Annotated in this window: 13 protein-coding genes; 5 read left to right on the forward strand and 8 right to left on the reverse strand. The window is 72.5% G+C overall.

Annotated elements, in window-relative coordinates:
• Positions 1-4: 4 nt before the first annotated feature.
• From JK363_RS01645 to JK363_RS01655, 3 genes are all read right to left on the reverse strand, one after another.
• Positions 5-1,657, reverse strand: coding sequence for a transporter (locus JK363_RS01645; RefSeq protein ID WP_201870673.1), 1,653 nt, complete (start codon positions 1,655-1,657; stop codon positions 5-7).
• Positions 1,654-2,457, reverse strand: a complete 804-nt coding sequence (locus JK363_RS01650; protein ID WP_307821539.1) for an ABC transporter ATP-binding protein — start codon at positions 2,455-2,457, stop codon at positions 1,654-1,656. The genes JK363_RS01645 and JK363_RS01650 overlap by 4 nt, the downstream gene beginning before the upstream one ends.
• A gap of 100 nt (positions 2,458-2,557) precedes the next feature.
• Positions 2,558-3,214 carry a bifunctional DNA primase/polymerase gene (locus JK363_RS01655; RefSeq protein WP_201870674.1) on the reverse strand — a complete coding sequence of 219 codons (657 nt, stop codon included), beginning with the start codon at positions 3,212-3,214 and terminating at the stop codon, positions 2,558-2,560.
• 390 nt (positions 3,215-3,604) lie between these two features.
• Here JK363_RS01655 and JK363_RS01660 point away from each other — a divergent pair, with 390 nt between their 5' ends.
• Positions 3,605-4,996, forward strand: coding sequence for an NsdA family TPR-like regulatory protein (locus JK363_RS01660; RefSeq protein WP_201870675.1), 1,392 nt, complete (start codon positions 3,605-3,607; stop codon positions 4,994-4,996).
• Between the two features lie 292 nt (positions 4,997-5,288).
• Positions 5,289-7,016 (forward strand): hypothetical protein, encoded by a 1,728-nt coding sequence (locus JK363_RS01665; protein ID WP_307821540.1) that lies wholly within the window; start codon positions 5,289-5,291, stop codon positions 7,014-7,016.
• Between the two features lie 60 nt (positions 7,017-7,076).
• On the opposite strand, the gene JK363_RS01670 is transcribed toward JK363_RS01665, so the two are convergent.
• On the reverse strand, positions 7,077-8,381 hold the full coding sequence (locus JK363_RS01670) for an ABC transporter substrate-binding protein (protein WP_201870676.1): 1,305 nt from the start codon (positions 8,379-8,381) through the stop codon (positions 7,077-7,079).
• Between the two features lie 118 nt (positions 8,382-8,499).
• On the opposite strand from JK363_RS01670, the gene JK363_RS01675 reads away from it, so the two are divergent.
• Together JK363_RS01675 and purU are read left to right on the forward strand one after the other, a co-directional pair.
• On the forward strand, positions 8,500-9,000 hold the full coding sequence (locus tag JK363_RS01675; RefSeq protein ID WP_201870677.1) for an SCO4402 family protein: 501 nt from the start codon (positions 8,500-8,502) through the stop codon (positions 8,998-9,000).
• Positions 9,001-9,032: 32 nt separating this feature from the next.
• Complete coding sequence (gene purU, locus JK363_RS01680; RefSeq protein ID WP_201870678.1) at positions 9,033-9,929, forward strand: formyltetrahydrofolate deformylase; 897 nt, start codon at positions 9,033-9,035, stop codon at positions 9,927-9,929.
• 191 nt (positions 9,930-10,120) lie between these two features.
• On the opposite strand, the gene JK363_RS01685 is transcribed toward purU, so the two are convergent.
• Together JK363_RS01685 and JK363_RS01690 are read right to left on the reverse strand one after the other, a co-directional pair.
• Positions 10,121-11,713, reverse strand: coding sequence for a zf-HC2 domain-containing protein (locus tag JK363_RS01685; protein WP_372444690.1), 1,593 nt, complete (start codon positions 11,711-11,713; stop codon positions 10,121-10,123).
• The gene (locus tag JK363_RS01690; protein WP_201870679.1) at positions 11,710-12,288 is read right to left on the reverse strand and encodes a sigma-70 family RNA polymerase sigma factor; all 579 of its coding nucleotides are present in this window, start codon (positions 12,286-12,288) and stop codon (positions 11,710-11,712) included. Before JK363_RS01690 ends, JK363_RS01685 begins: the two co-directional genes overlap by 4 nt.
• A gap of 313 nt (positions 12,289-12,601) precedes the next feature.
• On the opposite strand from JK363_RS01690, the gene JK363_RS01695 reads away from it, so the two are divergent.
• Complete coding sequence (locus tag JK363_RS01695; RefSeq protein ID WP_201870680.1) at positions 12,602-12,979, forward strand: STAS domain-containing protein; 378 nt, start codon at positions 12,602-12,604, stop codon at positions 12,977-12,979.
• Positions 12,980-13,012: 33 nt separating this feature from the next.
• Here JK363_RS01695 and JK363_RS01700 read toward each other — a convergent pair whose 3' ends face one another.
• Both JK363_RS01700 and JK363_RS01705 read right to left on the reverse strand, forming a co-directional pair.
• Positions 13,013-14,194: a sensor histidine kinase gene (locus JK363_RS01700; protein ID WP_236075508.1), complete on the reverse strand. Its 1,182-nt coding sequence runs from the start codon at positions 14,192-14,194 to the stop codon at positions 13,013-13,015.
• Positions 14,195-14,238: 44 nt separating this feature from the next.
• A complete protein-coding gene (locus JK363_RS01705) occupies positions 14,239-14,907 on the reverse strand; it encodes a response regulator (RefSeq protein ID WP_201870918.1) in 669 nt (222 codons plus the stop codon).
• Positions 14,908-15,242: the final 335 nt, after the last annotated feature.

Consider the following 15,242-nt stretch of genomic DNA (forward strand, 5'->3'; position numbering starts at 1 on the left):
CGCCTCAGCCCTTGCTCACCGCCGTCAGGATCTCCGGCAGCCGGGCCAGCGTGCGCGGCGCGGCCAGCCGCAGCCCGGCCTCCGCGATCAACACGCCGTAGACCGCGCCCACCGGCAGTACCAGCCACAGGAGTTCATGCCCGCCGCTGAGGTGCAACCAGATCGTCATGCCCAGCACCGGTGCGCTGAGTACCGCGCCCGCGATCATCCCGCCGAAGATGCTGATCCACGCGATCCCCGTCTGTCCGGGCGCGACGTTCTTGTAGCCGCTGTCCTGGGGGATGGAGTACGGGAACTGCGCCGAGGTCAGGGCGCCGGTCGCCACCAGCGCGCCGAGCAGCCCCAGGCCCATCCCCAGCGTCTCGGGCGCGGCGTCCCACCGGTGCATGAACGCGGCGGCGACGATCATCGCGAGGGTGGTGTACGGCAGGGCGACCAGGCCGATCGCCATCGCCCGTCCGCGCAGTTCCAGATAGGCGTCCCGGCGCGAGGAGATCGTCTGCGAGACCATCCAGAACGCCGAGGAGTCCTGGCCGAACTGGTTGTACATCTGCATGCCCAGCAGCCCGGGGGCCCAGAGGGCGGTGTAGACGGACCCGGCGCCCTGGAGCGAGGTGATGACGGGTAGCAGCAGCCCGATCGCCAGCGAGGTCGCCCAACTGGCCTTGGTCTTGGGGTTCCGCACGGCGTAGCGGAGGGTCTGGTGCAGCACGACGCCGGTGCGGCCCGCGGGCAGCAGCCGCCCCAGCGGACCGCCCGCGTCCCGCCGCCCCGACTCCCGCCCGGGGGCGTCCGCCTGGAGCGTGGAGGCGTCCGGCGCGGTCATCAGATGAGTCAGACTCCGCTGCCACCACCACAGCAGCAGCGCCAGCGCGCCCGCGGTCAGGGCGAACTGGGCGGCGGCGGTGGCGTACGCGCCCTCGCTCACGCCCTGGACGGCGTCGACCGCCGCGGCGGGCGGCACCCAGCGCAGCACATCGGCGGCGGGCTCCAGCACCGAAAGACCGTTCTTGCCGGAGAGCTGCTGCCAGCCGACGTTCACGAACTGGAGGCCGACGGCCACGAACAGCCCGCTCAGCAGCGCCAGATCGCGGCCCTTGCGGCTGGTCAGCAGCCGGATGTTGGCCGTGGCGACGGCCCGTGCCAGCGCCACGCACACCAGCAGGTTCAACGCCACGGCCACGACGCCCGCCACGACGGCGGCCGCCCCGTGCGCGAGCGCCACGGCCGAACCCGCCGCCAGGGTCAGGGTGAACAGCGGGCCGATGCCGATGAGGGAGGACAGCAGCAGCGCGACGATCAGCGGGCGCGGCCGCAGCGGCAGCATCACCAGCCGGGTCGGGTCCAGGGTTTCGTCACCGCCGGGGAAGAACAGCGGTACCACCGCCCAGCCCAGGGCGAGCACCGCGCTGCCCACGGTGACCAGCGCGGCGGCGTGGTCATGGCCGCGCAGCAGCACCAGACCGAGCAGTTGCAGCGCGGCGAAGAGCAGCGTGAAGACGATCGAGGTGATGTACGCCGCGCGGCGGCCCGCGGACTGCCGCAGCCCGTTGCGCAGCAGCGACAGCTTCAGGGTGACAAAGACCGGGGTGAGCGATCCGGTCGGGGCGGCCGGGGGCGCCGGGGCGGTGGTGCCCAGCGGATCGGTGACCGTCATCGGGCACCGCCGCCGAGCCAGTCGAGGTCATGGCCCGCGCCGTGCCGCTGGGCGCCGACCAGCTCCAGGAAGGCGTTCTGGAGGGAGGGGGCGTCGCCGCGCACCTCGGCCAGCGGTCCGTGCGCCCGGATCCGTCCGGTCGCCATCACCGCGACCCAGTCGCACAGCGACTCCACCAGTTCCATCACATGGCTGGAGAAGACAACGGTGGCACCGGAGTGGGTGTAGCGCTCCAGCACGCCGCGAATGGTCTGCGCGGAGACCGGGTCGACGCCTTCGAAGGGCTCGTCGAGGAAGAGGACTTCAGGATTGTGGAGGAGTGCGGCGGCCAGGCCGATCTTCTTCCGCATACCGGTCGAGTAGTCGATCACCAGCTTGTTCTGGGCGCCCGCCAGGTCCAGGACGTCCAGCAGCTGGGCGGCGCGCTTGTCGACCTCGGCCCCGGGCAGACCGCGCAGCCGCCCGGTGTAGGCCAGCAGTTCGCGGCCGGACAGCCGCTCGAAGAGCCGCAGCCCCTCGGGCAGTACCCCGATCCGCGCCTTGACTTCGGCCGGGTCGCGCCAGACGTCATGTCCGGCGACCTCGACGGTGCCGGAGTCGGGCCGCAGCAGCCCGGTGATCATCGAGAGGGTGGTGGTCTTGCCCGCCCCGTTGGGGCCGACGAGGCCGATGAACTGGCCCGCGGGCAGCTCCAGATCGATGCCGTGGACCGCGATCTGCTCGCCGTAGCGCTTCCACAGCCCGCTCACCCGTACCGCGGCGACGCCCTCCTGGCGCGGCCGAGTTGTGTCCTCCGGCACCGGATCCACCCCGTTCTTCCCACGTCATGTGTTGTGCGGGGCCGGTCGTGCCCCGTGGGCGAACACCCTACGCGGGGGAGGTCCGGAGGGATCCGGTCCGTCAGCCGCTCTCCCGCCGGCCGTCCCGTCCGCAGGCGTAGGCGAGCGCGCTGACCAGCTCCTCGGCGTCGGGGAGCCAGCGGTTGGCGGCGGTGGGGCGGCGGGCCCACTGGACCGGTCCGTGGCGGCCGACCCGGGTCGGGGGCGCGACCACGTAGTCACCCTCGCCGCGGGCCACCAGATCGATGGCGTCCGGCGGCCAGCCCAGATTGCGCACCAGTTCGGGGGACTTGGCGGCGCCGCCGGGGAGGACGAAGAAGAGCATCCGGCGGGTGGCGGTGGAGGTGACCGGTCCCAGCTCGACGTTCCGCCGCTCCATCCGCGCCAGCGCCAGACAGCCCGCCGACTCGGGGACGTCGAGGGCGTCGAAGGTGCGGCCGGTGGGCAGCAGGATCGACGCGTGCGGGTTCGTGGCCCACATCCGGCGGACCACGACCGGGCTGCCGGTCGCCTGGTTCACCCAGTCCCGGCCGAGCGGATGGGCCCCGGGGGACGGGCAGTCGGCGGCCGCGCAGGAACAGCGCTCCACCCCGGCCACCGGCTCCAGCCAGGCGCCGGCGAGCACGTCCCAGTGCCGCTCCTCGGCATAGCGCACCGCGGTGTCGACCAGCCGCTCGCCGCGCTGCCGGGGGATCTGTGATGTTCCTGTCACGTCCATGGTCTCTTCCACGCACAGGACAACTTCCGCCGTCAACAAGGGTTACGGCCGGGCACCCGACCGGGCGGGGGCGGCCGGGGGCCGGGGGTGCGCGCCGACGTCATGCGGGGCGCATGGGTGCACGACCGGGGGCGCGTATGAGGTGGCGGCTCTGTGAGCGGGTAGCCACCATGCGTGACGGGCGTACGAGTTTCCGGCCGCCGTGCCGCGTCGTCCGGGGGGCTGCCCCGGTCTCGTGTCGGTGCCGTACGCGAACGATGCGGTCGATGGGGTCAATGCGGGCAAGGTTCGTATTCACCGGCATTCGCCGTATATCCGCGATATCCGCGGGGCATTGATCAAAAGGGACGGCAAGAGCCGAGAACGCACAGCAGTCACAGGGGGTAAGCCATGGCCGCTAGGCCGCTTGTGGCGCGACAGCCGAACGAACGGCTGCAAGCGCTCATCCAGGAAGCCGCGTGCTCCAACGCCGGCTTGGCGCGCAGGGTCAATATGTGCGGCGCCGAGCACGGTCTCGATCTGCGCTACGACAAGACCTCGGTCGCCCGCTGGCTGCGCGGCCAGCAGCCCCGGGGGCGCGCCCCGGGGATCATCGCCGAGGCGCTCGGCCGCAAACTGGGCCGTACGGTCACGATCGACGAGATCGGGATGGCCAACGGCAAGAACCTGGCGTCGGGGGTCGGGCTCCAGTTCTCGCCCACCGTCGTCGGCGCCATAGAGCAGGTCTGTGAGCTGTGGCGGAGCGATGTCGGTCGCCGCGACTTCCTGAGCGGGTCCACGGTCGCCGCCTCCGCGCTGGTCGAGCCCAGCCGCGACTGGCTGATCACCGGTGCCGATGTCCAGGTGGCGCGCACGGCCGGGGCCCGGGTGGGCCGTTCCGACGTGGCGGCGGTGCGCGCCACGACCGACGCGCTCGTGGAACTGGACCACCGCTACGGCAGCGGACATGTCCGCCCCGTTGTTGTCCACTATCTGAACAGTGTGGTCTCCGGGCTGCTCGCCGGTTCCTATCGGGAGACGGTCGGCCGGGAACTCTTCGGAGCGGTCTCCCGGTTGACGGAGCTGGCCGGATACATGGCGGTGGACACCGGCCAGTCCGGACTCGCCCAGCGCTACTACATCCAGGCGCTGCGGCTGGCCCAGGCCGCCGGGGACCGTGGCTACGGCGGCTATGTGCTCGCCGCCAGCATGAGCCATCTCGCCGCCCAGCTGGGAAATCCGCGGGAGATCGCCCAGTTGGCGAAGGCCGCGCAGGAAGGTTCGCGCGGCCAGGTGCCGCCGCGCGCCGAGGCGATGTTCCTGGCCGCCGAGGCCCGTGGCCATGCCCTGCTGGGCGACGCCCGTTCCAGCCAGGCTGCGGGCGGGCGGGCGCTGGACGCCATGGAGCGGGCCGACGGCAGCGGTGGCGCGTCCGGTGACGACCCGGTGTGGATCCAGCACTTCGACCGCGCCTATCTGTCCGATGAGCTGGCCCACTGCCATCGCGACCTCGGCCAGGCCGAGTCGGCCCGGCGGCGTGCCGAAGAGGCCCTGGAGGGCCATCCGGAGGGGCGGGTGCGGCGGCGGGCGATCGGGCTGCTGCTGCTGGCCACGGCGCACGTACAGGAGCGCGAGGTGGAGCAGGCGTGCCAGATCGGCACCCAGGCGGTGGATCTGCTGGGGGCGCTGCGGTCCAGCCGCGGCAGCGAGTATCTGGACGACTTCCAGCAGCGATTGGAGCCGTACCGGGACGAACCGGTGGTGCGCGAGTTCGGGGCGCGGCTGGAGGTGCAGGCCGCCTGACCCCCGCGGCGGTGGCCGCGCGGCATGCATGAGCCCTGCACAGGTCGGCGTTAATTGGTGGTTTGTGACATTCGCCGCCGTGCCGCGGGGCGCATCCCGCCCGGCGCCCGGCGGTGGCCGTTGGTTGCCACCGCGCCAAGGCGCCGGGCATCGTCCCTGGTCACAGCGGTGTGACCGGATTCGCGGTGACCAGTCTCTCCCTCTCCGCGCGCTCCGGCGGGCTCCGGACGCATCGGCGAACCGGTAGCGTGACCCGACGATTGCGTAAGTTCCGCACAGCCAAGGAGTCCCGGTGACGCAGAGCGGACAGGGGAACGAGCCGCACGTGCCTGCGGCCCCGCCCGCCCAGCCCACGCAACCCGTGCGCGAGGGCGTCGTGCTGCCTGCCCAGGGCGACCAGCGGCCCTCGGATCAGCAGCACCAGGCGGCCCCGGCGGGCGGCCAGGCATGGGGTCAGCCCTGGGGGCCGCAGAGCGCGCAGAGTGGGCAGAGCGCGTCGCCCGGCGAGCCGTGGGCGGCGGACCCGCTGCCGCCGGGGGGCGGTTCCCACGGTCAGTCGCCGGAGGGCGGCTCCTATGGCCAGCCCGCGCCGCTGCCGCCGCAGGGGCAGCCGTACGGACAGCAGCAGGGCTGGGCCGCGCCGCCCTCCCCGGCACAGCTGCCCTCCCAGGGGCAGCCCCCGTCCCAGGGACAGCTGCCGCCGGAGAGACCCGCGCAGCCGTTCCCGGACGCCGCCGACGAGACGCAGCTGCTGCCGCCCCAGCCCGCAGCAGCCGACGCCGAGGCGACCCAGTATCTGCCGCCCGTTCCCGGTTCCGGCCAGGCGCCCGGCGCCCCGGGCCCGATACCCGGCGGGCTCGGCCCGATACCCGGCGGGCTCGGCCCGATACCCGGCGGTCCCGGTCAGGGACCCGGTGGTCCGGGGCAGGTACAGCCGCCCCAGGACACCCCGACGACCATGCTTCCCAAGGCGGCCGCCAGCGCACCGCTGCCGCCCGAGACGCCCAAGGCCGAATCACCCGCCGAGTCCACCACCCAGCTTCGCGCGGTACGCCCCGGCCGGGGCGCGCACCGCGGCGGGCGGGCGGCGCAGCCGATGCCCCCGCAGGCGCCGGTGAACGCCGCCGAGGAGACCCAGGTGCTCCCGGGGCCCGTTCCGGCGGGCGAGCCGCCGCGCCCCGGTGCCCCCTTCGCCATCCGGCCGGGCCGCCCGGGGGACCGGCCGCCGCCCGCCGAGTTCGACGGTCTGTTCCGCTCCGACGGCGGTGCCGGTCTGGACGCGCCCGATGAGACCCAGCAACTCCCGCAGTTCGACGCCCACGGCCCGGTTGTCCCGCCCTCCGGCGGGGAGCCGGGCGGTGGCCGCCGCCGCGGCGGCGGCGGTCGTCGCCGTCTGTCGCCCGCGGTGCTCATCGGCATCGTCGTGGCGGGCTGCGGTATCGCCGGGCTCGCCGCCGGGGCCGCGCTCAGCGCGGGCGGTGACGACGAGGAGAAGGACAAGAACTCCACCCTCAACAGCGCCGGACCGGGCACCGGGGACGACGGGCCGAGCAAGGCCGCCGACCCCGCGCAGCCGCAGGCGAAGGCGCTGGATCTGCTGCTCGCCGACAGCAACAACAGCCGGGCGTCGGTGATCGCGGCCGTCGGCAACATCAGGTCCTGCAAGAACCTGTCCACGGCTGCCTCGGATCTGCGCACGGCGGCGGGGCAGCGCAACAACCTGGTGACCCGGCTGGGCAAGCTCTCGGTGGACAAGCTGCCGAACCATGAGCAGCTGACCGCGTCCCTCACCAAGGCGTGGAAGTCCTCGGCCGCGGCCGACAACCAGTACGCGGCCTGGGCCGATCAGGTCGCGGGCAAGAAGGGCTGCCACAAGGGCAGGGCCCGTAACTCCCCGCATGTGGGGGCGGCCGAGAGGGCCAGCGGCCAGGCGACCGCGGCCAAGAAGAAGGCGGCCGGGCTGTGGAACCCGATCGCCTCGAAGTACGGGCTCACCAAGCACGACGCCACCCAGCTGTGAGACGGGCGGGGGCGGGGCCGACCGGCCCCGCCCCCGTGCGCTGTGTGTGCGTGCGGCGTTTCAGCCCGCGGGGTGGTAACGCTCCATCGTCCTGCCCACGTTGACGAAGCCCTTGCGCACGGCGACCAGCCGTCCGTCGCGCACCACCTGGTAGGTGACGTCCGGGTTCACGATCCGCGGGTAGTTGGGCACGTTCAGCATGTCGGCGTAGCCCCAGCGCAGCGTCGGCGTCAGCCCGCCGGTGTCGACCGCGTGGCCGTGGTCCAGGGCCTTGCGCACCGTACTGGCGGTGATCTTGTGGTTGTCCAGCGACTCCAGCGCCGAGCGCAGCACCGTGTAGGCGATCCAGGTGGTCTGGGTGCCGGGGTCGGCGGGGTCGATGCGGTTGTCGTCGAAGGCGTACTTGCTGATCACCTTGTTCATCGTGGCCCAGCGCCGGTCGTCCGCGGCCGGGTACCAGCCGGTGGCGTAGGTGCCCTCCAGGGCGCTGCTGCTGCCGCCGGTGCTGTCGACGAGGGACTGCCGCACACTGCCCAGGACGGAGGCGATACGGACCTTCGCATGGTCCTCCTGCACCCGGCGGAAGGAGTCGAAGAAGGTGCCGGTGCGGTTGCCCAGCGCCGCGGTGACACAGGCGTCGTCCAGCTCGCCCTGGGCGAGGGCGCCCGGCGAACTCGTGGCGCCCGCGCCCTCCAGGGCGCTTCGGGCCTGCCGGGTGTAGTCGCCCGCGTCCTCGGGGGCTCGGACGTCGTGCGCGGGCCGGCGCTTTCCGGCCCGGAGACCGGTGTCGAGCAGCTCGGGCAGTTCATCGCCCGCGATGGTGTCCGGGCGGACGAGGGAGACCCGCTTGCAGACGGAGGCGAGCTGGCGTCCGTTGCCCACCAGCAGCGCCGCCTGGCCGCCGTTGACGGGATAGGAGTACGGGCTCTCGAACTCCTCCTGGGTGAGCCCGTAGCCGCCTATGTACGGGATGCCCGCGACCTCCAGCGGGGAGATGAACGAGCGGCCGTGCTGGCTGTACGAGCCGACGACCGCGACCGCGTCCTCCTCCTTGGCCCGCTGGGCGCAGCGGGCGGCCTGGATCGCGTCATTGCGCTCATTGCAGGTGACGACCTTCAGCTTGCGGCCGTTGATCCCGCCGGAGTCGTTGACCCAGCGGGCGAATGCCTGCGCCATGGCGGGCATACCCGGCATATTGGTCGCTTTGGTGTCTTCCGGCGCCCAGGTCATCACGGTGATGGGATCGCCCTCAGCCCCCTCCGCCAGGGTGCCGCACCCGGCGAGCAGCGGTGCGCCGACCGCCATACACAGTGCCGCGACCGCGGCTTTGAAGGGTCGGGAGGACAGGCGTCGCCGAACGGTCATACCGACCGAGAATGTCCTTGCGCGCGGAACTTCACCGCTATGGCGACCCAATGCGGGGTGGCCGGAGGATGAACAGCCGGGGGGCGGCTCGACCGTGGTTGTGAAGAACGTACGATCGATGGCTGTGCAAGGTTCGGAGAAGTCTTCCCGTCGAGGCCGTCGCTCGAGCACCATGGGCGGCATGCCTGTCAACGACATGCCGTGGTGGCGCTGGCGCAGCAATGTGCGCTCGGCGCTGCACATGCTCGCCGATCCGGTCTTCCAGCGGGAGTGCTGGCTGGCCGGCCAGGATGGATATGGGGATGTCACCGACGCCGTCTACCGGCTGGTCGAGGACACCTGGCTGGACAACTGGTCCGCCGAGAAGTACGTCGGGACGATCTTCCGTGACTCGCAGGAGGCGGCGCTCGTCGATGTCGCCGTGCTGCGGGTGCTGAGGATCATGCACCAGGTGGGTGCCGACGCGCCGGTCTCGGCCTATCTCGACCACCACGGGTGGCCGGAGGCGGTCCGGGCGGCCCGGGAGGCCCATGTGCGGCTCGCCACCAACGACGGCGAGGATCCGGACCAGCCACCGCGGACGCTCGAAGTGCTGGCGATCATGACGCAAGCGGTCTGAGGATCTTCACAGGTGTGCGACGCTATGGAGTCATGAGCGAGTCGCATTCCGCCACCGACCGGGCCGACCGGTCCGGCAGTCCCGATCAGTACGTCCTGACGCTGTCCTGCCCGGACAAGCGGGGCATCGTGCACGCCGTGTCCAGCTACCTCTTCATGACCGGCTGCAACATCGAGGACAGCCAGCAGTTCGGGGACCGCGACACCGGGCTCTTCTTCATGCGGGTGCACTTCAACGCGGACCCGCCGGTGCGGGTGGAGGATCTGCGCGCCAGCTTCGCGGCGGTCGGCGAGTCGTTCCGGATGGACTGGCAGATCCACCGCGCGGACCAGAAGATGCGCATCCTGCTCATGGTCAGCAAGTTCGGGCACTGTCTGAACGACCTGCTGTTCCGGTCGCGGATCGGGGCGCTGCCGGTGGAGATCGCCGCGGTGGTCTCCAACCACACCGACTTCGAGGAGCTGGTGGGCTCCTACGGGGTCCCGTTCCACCACATCCCGGTGACGAAGGACACCAAGGCGCAGGCGGAGGCCGAGCTGCTGGAGCTGGTGCGCACCGAGCGAGTGGAGCTGGTGGTGCTGGCCCGCTATATGCAGGTGCTCTCGGACGATCTGTGCAAGCAGCTCTCGGGCCGGATCATCAACATCCACCACTCCTTCCTGCCGAGCTTCAAGGGCGCCAAGCCGTATCACCAGGCGCATGCGCGCGGGGTGAAGCTGATCGGTGCCACCGCGCACTATGTGACCGCCGATCTGGACGAGGGCCCGATCATCGAGCAGGAGGTCGAGCGGGTGGGCCATGAGCTGACCCCGGACCAGCTGGTGGCGGTCGGCCGGGACGTGGAGTGCCAGGCGCTGGCGCGTGCCGTGAAGTGGCACAGCGAGCGGCGGGTGCTGCTGAACGGCCACCGTACGGTCGTCTTCGACTGAGCGCTCCGCGGGAAGTGCCACGAGGTGCCGTCCTGTGTCTGCGGCTGCGTCGCGGCTGGTCGCCCACGCGGCGGAGCCGCACATCGACACAGCCGCGGCGGAGCCGCACATCGACACAGCCCCGCGCCCCTTCGGGGCGCACCCGAACCGCACCGGACTTCAGCCGCTTAGGCCTGCTCGGCGGATCGCGCTCAGAGGCGGGACAGCGAGGCGGTCGCGTAGAGCACGTCCCTGATGGCCTCGATGTCGCCGGACTGTCCCGCGGCGGCCTCGGCGGGCGGCACATGGCCCGCGGCCAGCTGGTAGAACGCCTCGCCGTCCAGGGCGATATGCGCCACCTCCTCCTCCGGCGACGCCAGCGCGGCCGGGGAGTCCAGCGGGATGTACCAGTCGCCGCCGCCGATGCCCTCGACCTCCAGATGGAGCGTACGGCCCGGGGAGCCCGCCGCCACCAGCTGCCGGGGCGGGGCCGCGAGCCCGGCGCGGCGGCGCTCGGCCAGGGTGCCCGGAAGCAGCCGGGCGCACAGGTCGATCATGGCCTTGAGATGGGCGGAGGCCGGGGGTTCATACGGGTAGTCGACGGCCTCGGCGATGTCCCCGGCGTGCACCCAGCACGCGAAGGCGCGGTCCAGGAAGGCGTCGCACAGGGGCAGCGTGAAGTCGCCGTAGGGCACGTCGAGATCGGACACCCCGCGCCCGGCGAACGACACCGTACGGACCAGGGCGTGGCCCTGCTCGCGCCACAACTCCCGCACCGACCCCGGCGGCTCGGCGCCGTGGACGGCTCCGGGCCCGGTCCGCCAGTACGCCTCGGTGCGCGCCGACGGGGAGCCGGGCGCGGGGGCGCCGAGCGGGTCGGGGAGGCCGAGGGAGGCGGCGATCAGGCCGTCCACCACCATGAGATGGCCGATCACCCCGCCGACGGTGGTGTCCCGCCCGGTGAGCCGCTGTCCGTCGAACCACTTGAGCCGCACCGGCGCCCGCCACTCGGCCTCGCCCATGTCACGCAGCAGCGCGTCCAGCCGGGCGGCCTCGGCGTCGTACGCGGCGGCCCAGCCGGGCACCGGGATCCGGGCCGGGCGGCGGCCCAGACAGCCCGCGAGCACCCGGGAGCGCAGCAGGGGGTCGAGGTCGAGGCTGTGCTCGGAGTGCAGCAGCCCGACGGCCTCGCGCAGCCGCAACGCCTCCTCGGCGCAGGAGTTGCACTCGTTGAGGTGGTCCTCGACGGCTGCGGTCTCCTCCGGGGAGCAGGCGGTCAGCGCCCAGGCGCCCAGCAGCGAGCGGAGCAGATCGTGTGAGGGCGGCCGCGGCACCGCGGCGGGCCGCGGCGGGGGCTCCGGTGCCGGTTCGGCCGCGGGCTCCGGTGCGGATTCGGCCGCGGGCTCCGGCGTCGGCTCGGGTCCGGGCGCGGCGGGCGGAGGTCCGGGGACGGCGGCCGGGGGATCCACGGGCCCGGCACCGGGCCGTCGCGGCGCGGGGATCCCGGCGTCCAGGGCACCCGGCCAGTGGCCGCAGTCCTCGGCGGCCGGGCGGGGCGGCGGTATCCGGGGTGGTCCGGTGGGTTCAGGAGGAATGCCGGTTTCATCGCCTCTGCCGGGTCCGTCTCGTCCGTCCCCCGATCCCTCGGCGTGACCTTCGTCACTCTCGTCGCCGGAACGGGCCTCAGAGGGGCGGCCCCTGCCGTGACGACCCGCGCCGCGTTGATCGCCGAACGCGTCGTCACCGAAAGCGTCGTCACCGAACGCGTCCTCGTCGTACGGTTCCGGACCGCTGGACCCGCTCACAGCGCCCGTCCGTAACCGGGCGGCGGAACGGCGCGCGGGGGCTGGACATAGGCCGTGGAGAGGAGTTGGAGGCCCAGCCGCAGCCGGCGTCTCGCCTCGTCCTCGGTCACCCCGAGGGCGGCCGCGGCCTGGCGGTAGTCACGGCGGTCGAAGTAGGCCAGCTCCAGGGCGGCACGCAGCGGGGCGGGCATCGAGGTGACGATGTAGTCCGCGCGGGCGCCCACGGACGCCTCGCGGATCCGCTCCTCGATGTCCTCGGTGGTCACGTCGCCCTCCTCGGCCGCGGCGGCCTGGGCTGTGCGCAGCCGCTGCACCGCCTGGCGGTGGGCGAGGGTGGCGGCCCAGGAGCGCATCGAACCCTTCTTGGGGTCATAGGCGTCCGGGTTCTCCCAGATGTAGCCGAAGACTTCGCGGGTGACGCGGTCGGCCGCCTCCTCGTCCTCCAGGACGCGATGGGCGAGATGATGGACAAGCGAGGCGAATCGGTCGTACAGCTCACCGAGTGCGGCCGCTTCGCCGCGTGCGAGTCGCTGCTGCATCCTGCGGTCCCAGCGGGGCGGTGCGTCGTTCGGCATACGGCCCCCATCCCTGCGTCGTCCGGCCGGCTCTCCGGACACTGTGCCCAACCTTCATATCGAATGTAGTGCCGGGGGCTGACACAACACGCGTCCATGCGGCAAAGTGCGGCACGAGCAGGCTGCACATGGTATTGACCCCCTCACTTTGCGCAGGATTGGCGAGACGAAACGCTTCGCCGGGGCATAGGGTCATTCCCTACGGCGTGTGCCAGGGGGAAGTTTCATGCGGCGGTGGGCGGGCAGCCGCCCGGGAACAGAAAATTCCGGTTAGCGGCGAGCGAAGGGCTTCGGGCGCGTGACGTTGAAGGTGATGGAGGACCGTCGGGGGGAGTGGGTCGTACTCCAGGTCTCCGGAGAGATGGACCTGGTGACGTCGCCCGCGGTCCGGCAGCACGTCCACGACGCGGTTGCCGAGGGCCGCCACTGGCTGGTGCTGGACCTCTCGGAGGTCCGGTTCTGCGACTCCAGCGGTGTCGGTGTGCTCATCGCGGCGCGTCGGTTGATGCGGTCCTGTTCCGGCCGGCTGCGGCTGATCCTGCCGCCCCAGGGGGCCGCGCACGGTTCCCATGTTCACCGGGTGCTGGCGGCGCTCGGGGTGCGGCGGCTGTTCGACGTCCACCCGGACCTGGACGCGGCGACCGAGCCGGACGAGGACGACGAGGACGCGGTCGGCCCCCTGTCGGCCTGAGCCCCGCCCGTCCACCACCCGGCTCTCACGCCGTCACGAACACCCGGCCCGCGGCGGGCATTTCGGGAAGTCCGCCCGCACCACAAAGCCCCCGTCGTCCGTCGGCTCCGCCTTCAGCGTGCCGCCCAGCAGCTGGGCCCGCTCCCGCAATCCGACCAGCCCGTGTCCACCGCCGGGCAGTCCCGGCGACGCGGCGGACGCGTCCGGCGGCCCGTTGCGCACCTCGACGCGCAACTCCCGTGACTCCTCCAGATCCCTGACCCGTACCGTCACCCGCGCCCCCGGCGCGTGTTTGCGGACGTTGGTCAGCGACTCCTGCACGATGCGGAAGGCGGCGCGCTCCACCGCCTCGGCGGTACGGCCCTCCTCGTCGTCCGACTCCCCGGCGGGGTCCGCCTCGTAGGCGACGTCCAGCGCGCTCAGTTCGATCAGCCGGGGCAGATCGGCCAGCCGGGGCTGCGGGGTGAGGTCCTCCAGATCGCCTCCGGCCGCACGCAGAATCCCGACCATATGGCGCAGTTCGTCCAGGGTGCGCACGGACAGTTCGCGGATCGTCCGCGCGCCCTCGCGCGCCTTGGCGTCCTCGGCGCTGATCTGCACCGCTCCGGCCTGGAGGCTGATGAGACTGACCTGATGGGCCACGACGTCGTGCATCTCACGTGCCAGCCGCGCCCGTTCGGTGCTCAGCACCTGCTCGGCGATCAGCTCGTCCGCGTGGCGGCGGCTGCGGGTGAGGTCGTCGATCCGGGCGGCGAGTTCGCTGCGGGTGCGCACCAGCAGCCCCAGCGCGATCGGGCCGACCGAGGTCACACAGGCGTCGATCAGGACGAGGGTGTTGTCCCGGTAGGCGGTGGGCTCGAAGTCGGAGACCGGCCACGGTATGAAGTGCGCGGCGGCCAGCAGCAGCGCCAGGACGCCCAGCAGTCTGCGGTCCGGGCGGCGCCGGGCCACCGTGTAGAGCGCGATCATCGGCGCGAACCAGATGTAGCCGATGAGGATCCCCGGCAGCGTGGTGAGGAAGACCAGCGCGGGGAAGCGGCGGCGCAGCAGCAGGGCGGCCGCGGCCACCAGCGAGACGTTCAACTCCAGGTCGAAGGTGACGCCGTTGACGAGCAGCGCGTCGGCCACCGCCAGGACGAGCGGGATCAGCAGCGAGCCCCAGCGGGTGGCCCAGGACGGCAGCCGCCGCCGCGGCGGGTTGGCCGGGGTCCGCATGTCCTCGAAGAGCGGGCTGGGGGAGGGACGAACGGAGGAGACTGTCATCGGGTCCCGCCTATCGGGGGGCGGCCGGCGATGAGTCCGGCGCGGTCGGCGACGATGGCCGCCTGGACACGGTTGAGACCACCGAGCTTGCCGAGCACCGCCCGGACATGGTCCTTGACGGTGCTGGCGGCCAGCCCCATCCGCTCGGCGATCTGCGGGTTGGCAAGGCCCTCGCCGAGGAGGGCGAGCACTTCGCGTTCGCGCGGGGTGAGGGCCTCGACGGCCTCGGAGGCGGTCACTTCGGCCTCGGCGGCGAGGAAGCCGCCGATCACGGCCCGGGTGACACCGGGGTCCAGGACGCTGCCGCCCTGGGCGAGGGTCCGTACGGCACGGACGAGTTGTTCCGGATCGGTGTCCTTCAGGAGGAAGCCCGCCGCTCCGGCGCGCAGCGCGGCGGCGAGGTACTCCTGGACGTCGAAGGTCGTCAGCATGGCGACGGCGGGGGAGCGGGGTGCGGCCCGCAACTGTCTCAGTACGGTCAGCCCGTCGGCGTCCGGCATCCGGATGTCGAGGAGGACGACGTCGGCCTCGCTGCGCAGCACGGTCTGGACCGCTCCGGCGCCGGAACAGTCGGCGACCACCTCGATGTCCGGGGCCGTGCCCAGGATCAGCCGCAGGCCGGAGCGCACGAGCGCCTCGTCATCCACTACAGCAACACGGATCACCGGCCGCTCACTCTCCTCAGCTGTCATGCCCATTGCCCGGACAGCCTGCCGTATGACCGATGGAAAATGGAGCGTTTCACTCCGCCCAATGGGGGGAGGCACCCCCTCCGGCTGGCGGGGGTGACAGAAGACCAGCGGTGGATGCCGGTCCGGCCGCGCACCGGGCAGACTTGAGCACATGCTGCACCACCCCGCGGGGTCGACCCAGACCCCGGCCCTGTCACCGCGCCGTCGGGCCTCTCGGCGCGTAGTGACTGCCGCGGACCTGACCGGTCCCGGCAAGGGCCAGTCAGCGGGGCGCTGCCGCGCCCAGGCCGCCGCGACCCCCACACGCG

It is taken from the genome of Streptomyces coffeae (assembly GCF_016741875.1).
Taxonomy (GTDB): domain Bacteria; phylum Actinomycetota; class Actinomycetes; order Streptomycetales; family Streptomycetaceae; genus Streptomyces; species Streptomyces coffeae.

Excerpts from the sequence above, each read along its gene's own strand:
- JK363_RS01700 (WP_236075508.1), bottom strand. The coding sequence starts at position 14,194 with ATGCGGACCCCGGCCAACCCGCCGCGGCGGCGGCTGCCGTCCTGGGCC.
- JK363_RS01645 (WP_201870673.1), bottom strand. The coding sequence starts at position 1,657 with ATGACGGTCACCGATCCGCTGGGCACCACCGCCCCGGCGCCCCCGGCC.
- purU (WP_201870678.1), top strand. The coding sequence starts at position 9,033 with ATGAGCGAGTCGCATTCCGCCACCGACCGGGCCGACCGGTCCGGCAGT.
- JK363_RS01690 (WP_201870679.1), bottom strand. The coding sequence starts at position 12,288 with ATGCCGAACGACGCACCGCCCCGCTGGGACCGCAGGATGCAGCAGCGA.
- JK363_RS01655 (WP_201870674.1), bottom strand. The coding sequence starts at position 3,214 with ATGGACGTGACAGGAACATCACAGATCCCCCGGCAGCGCGGCGAGCGG.
- JK363_RS01675 (WP_201870677.1), top strand. The coding sequence starts at position 8,500 with ATGGCTGTGCAAGGTTCGGAGAAGTCTTCCCGTCGAGGCCGTCGCTCG.
- JK363_RS01670 (WP_201870676.1), bottom strand. The coding sequence starts at position 8,381 with ATGACCGTTCGGCGACGCCTGTCCTCCCGACCCTTCAAAGCCGCGGTC.
- JK363_RS01660 (WP_201870675.1), top strand. The coding sequence starts at position 3,605 with ATGGCCGCTAGGCCGCTTGTGGCGCGACAGCCGAACGAACGGCTGCAA.
- JK363_RS01695 (WP_201870680.1), top strand. The coding sequence starts at position 12,602 with ATGGAGGACCGTCGGGGGGAGTGGGTCGTACTCCAGGTCTCCGGAGAG.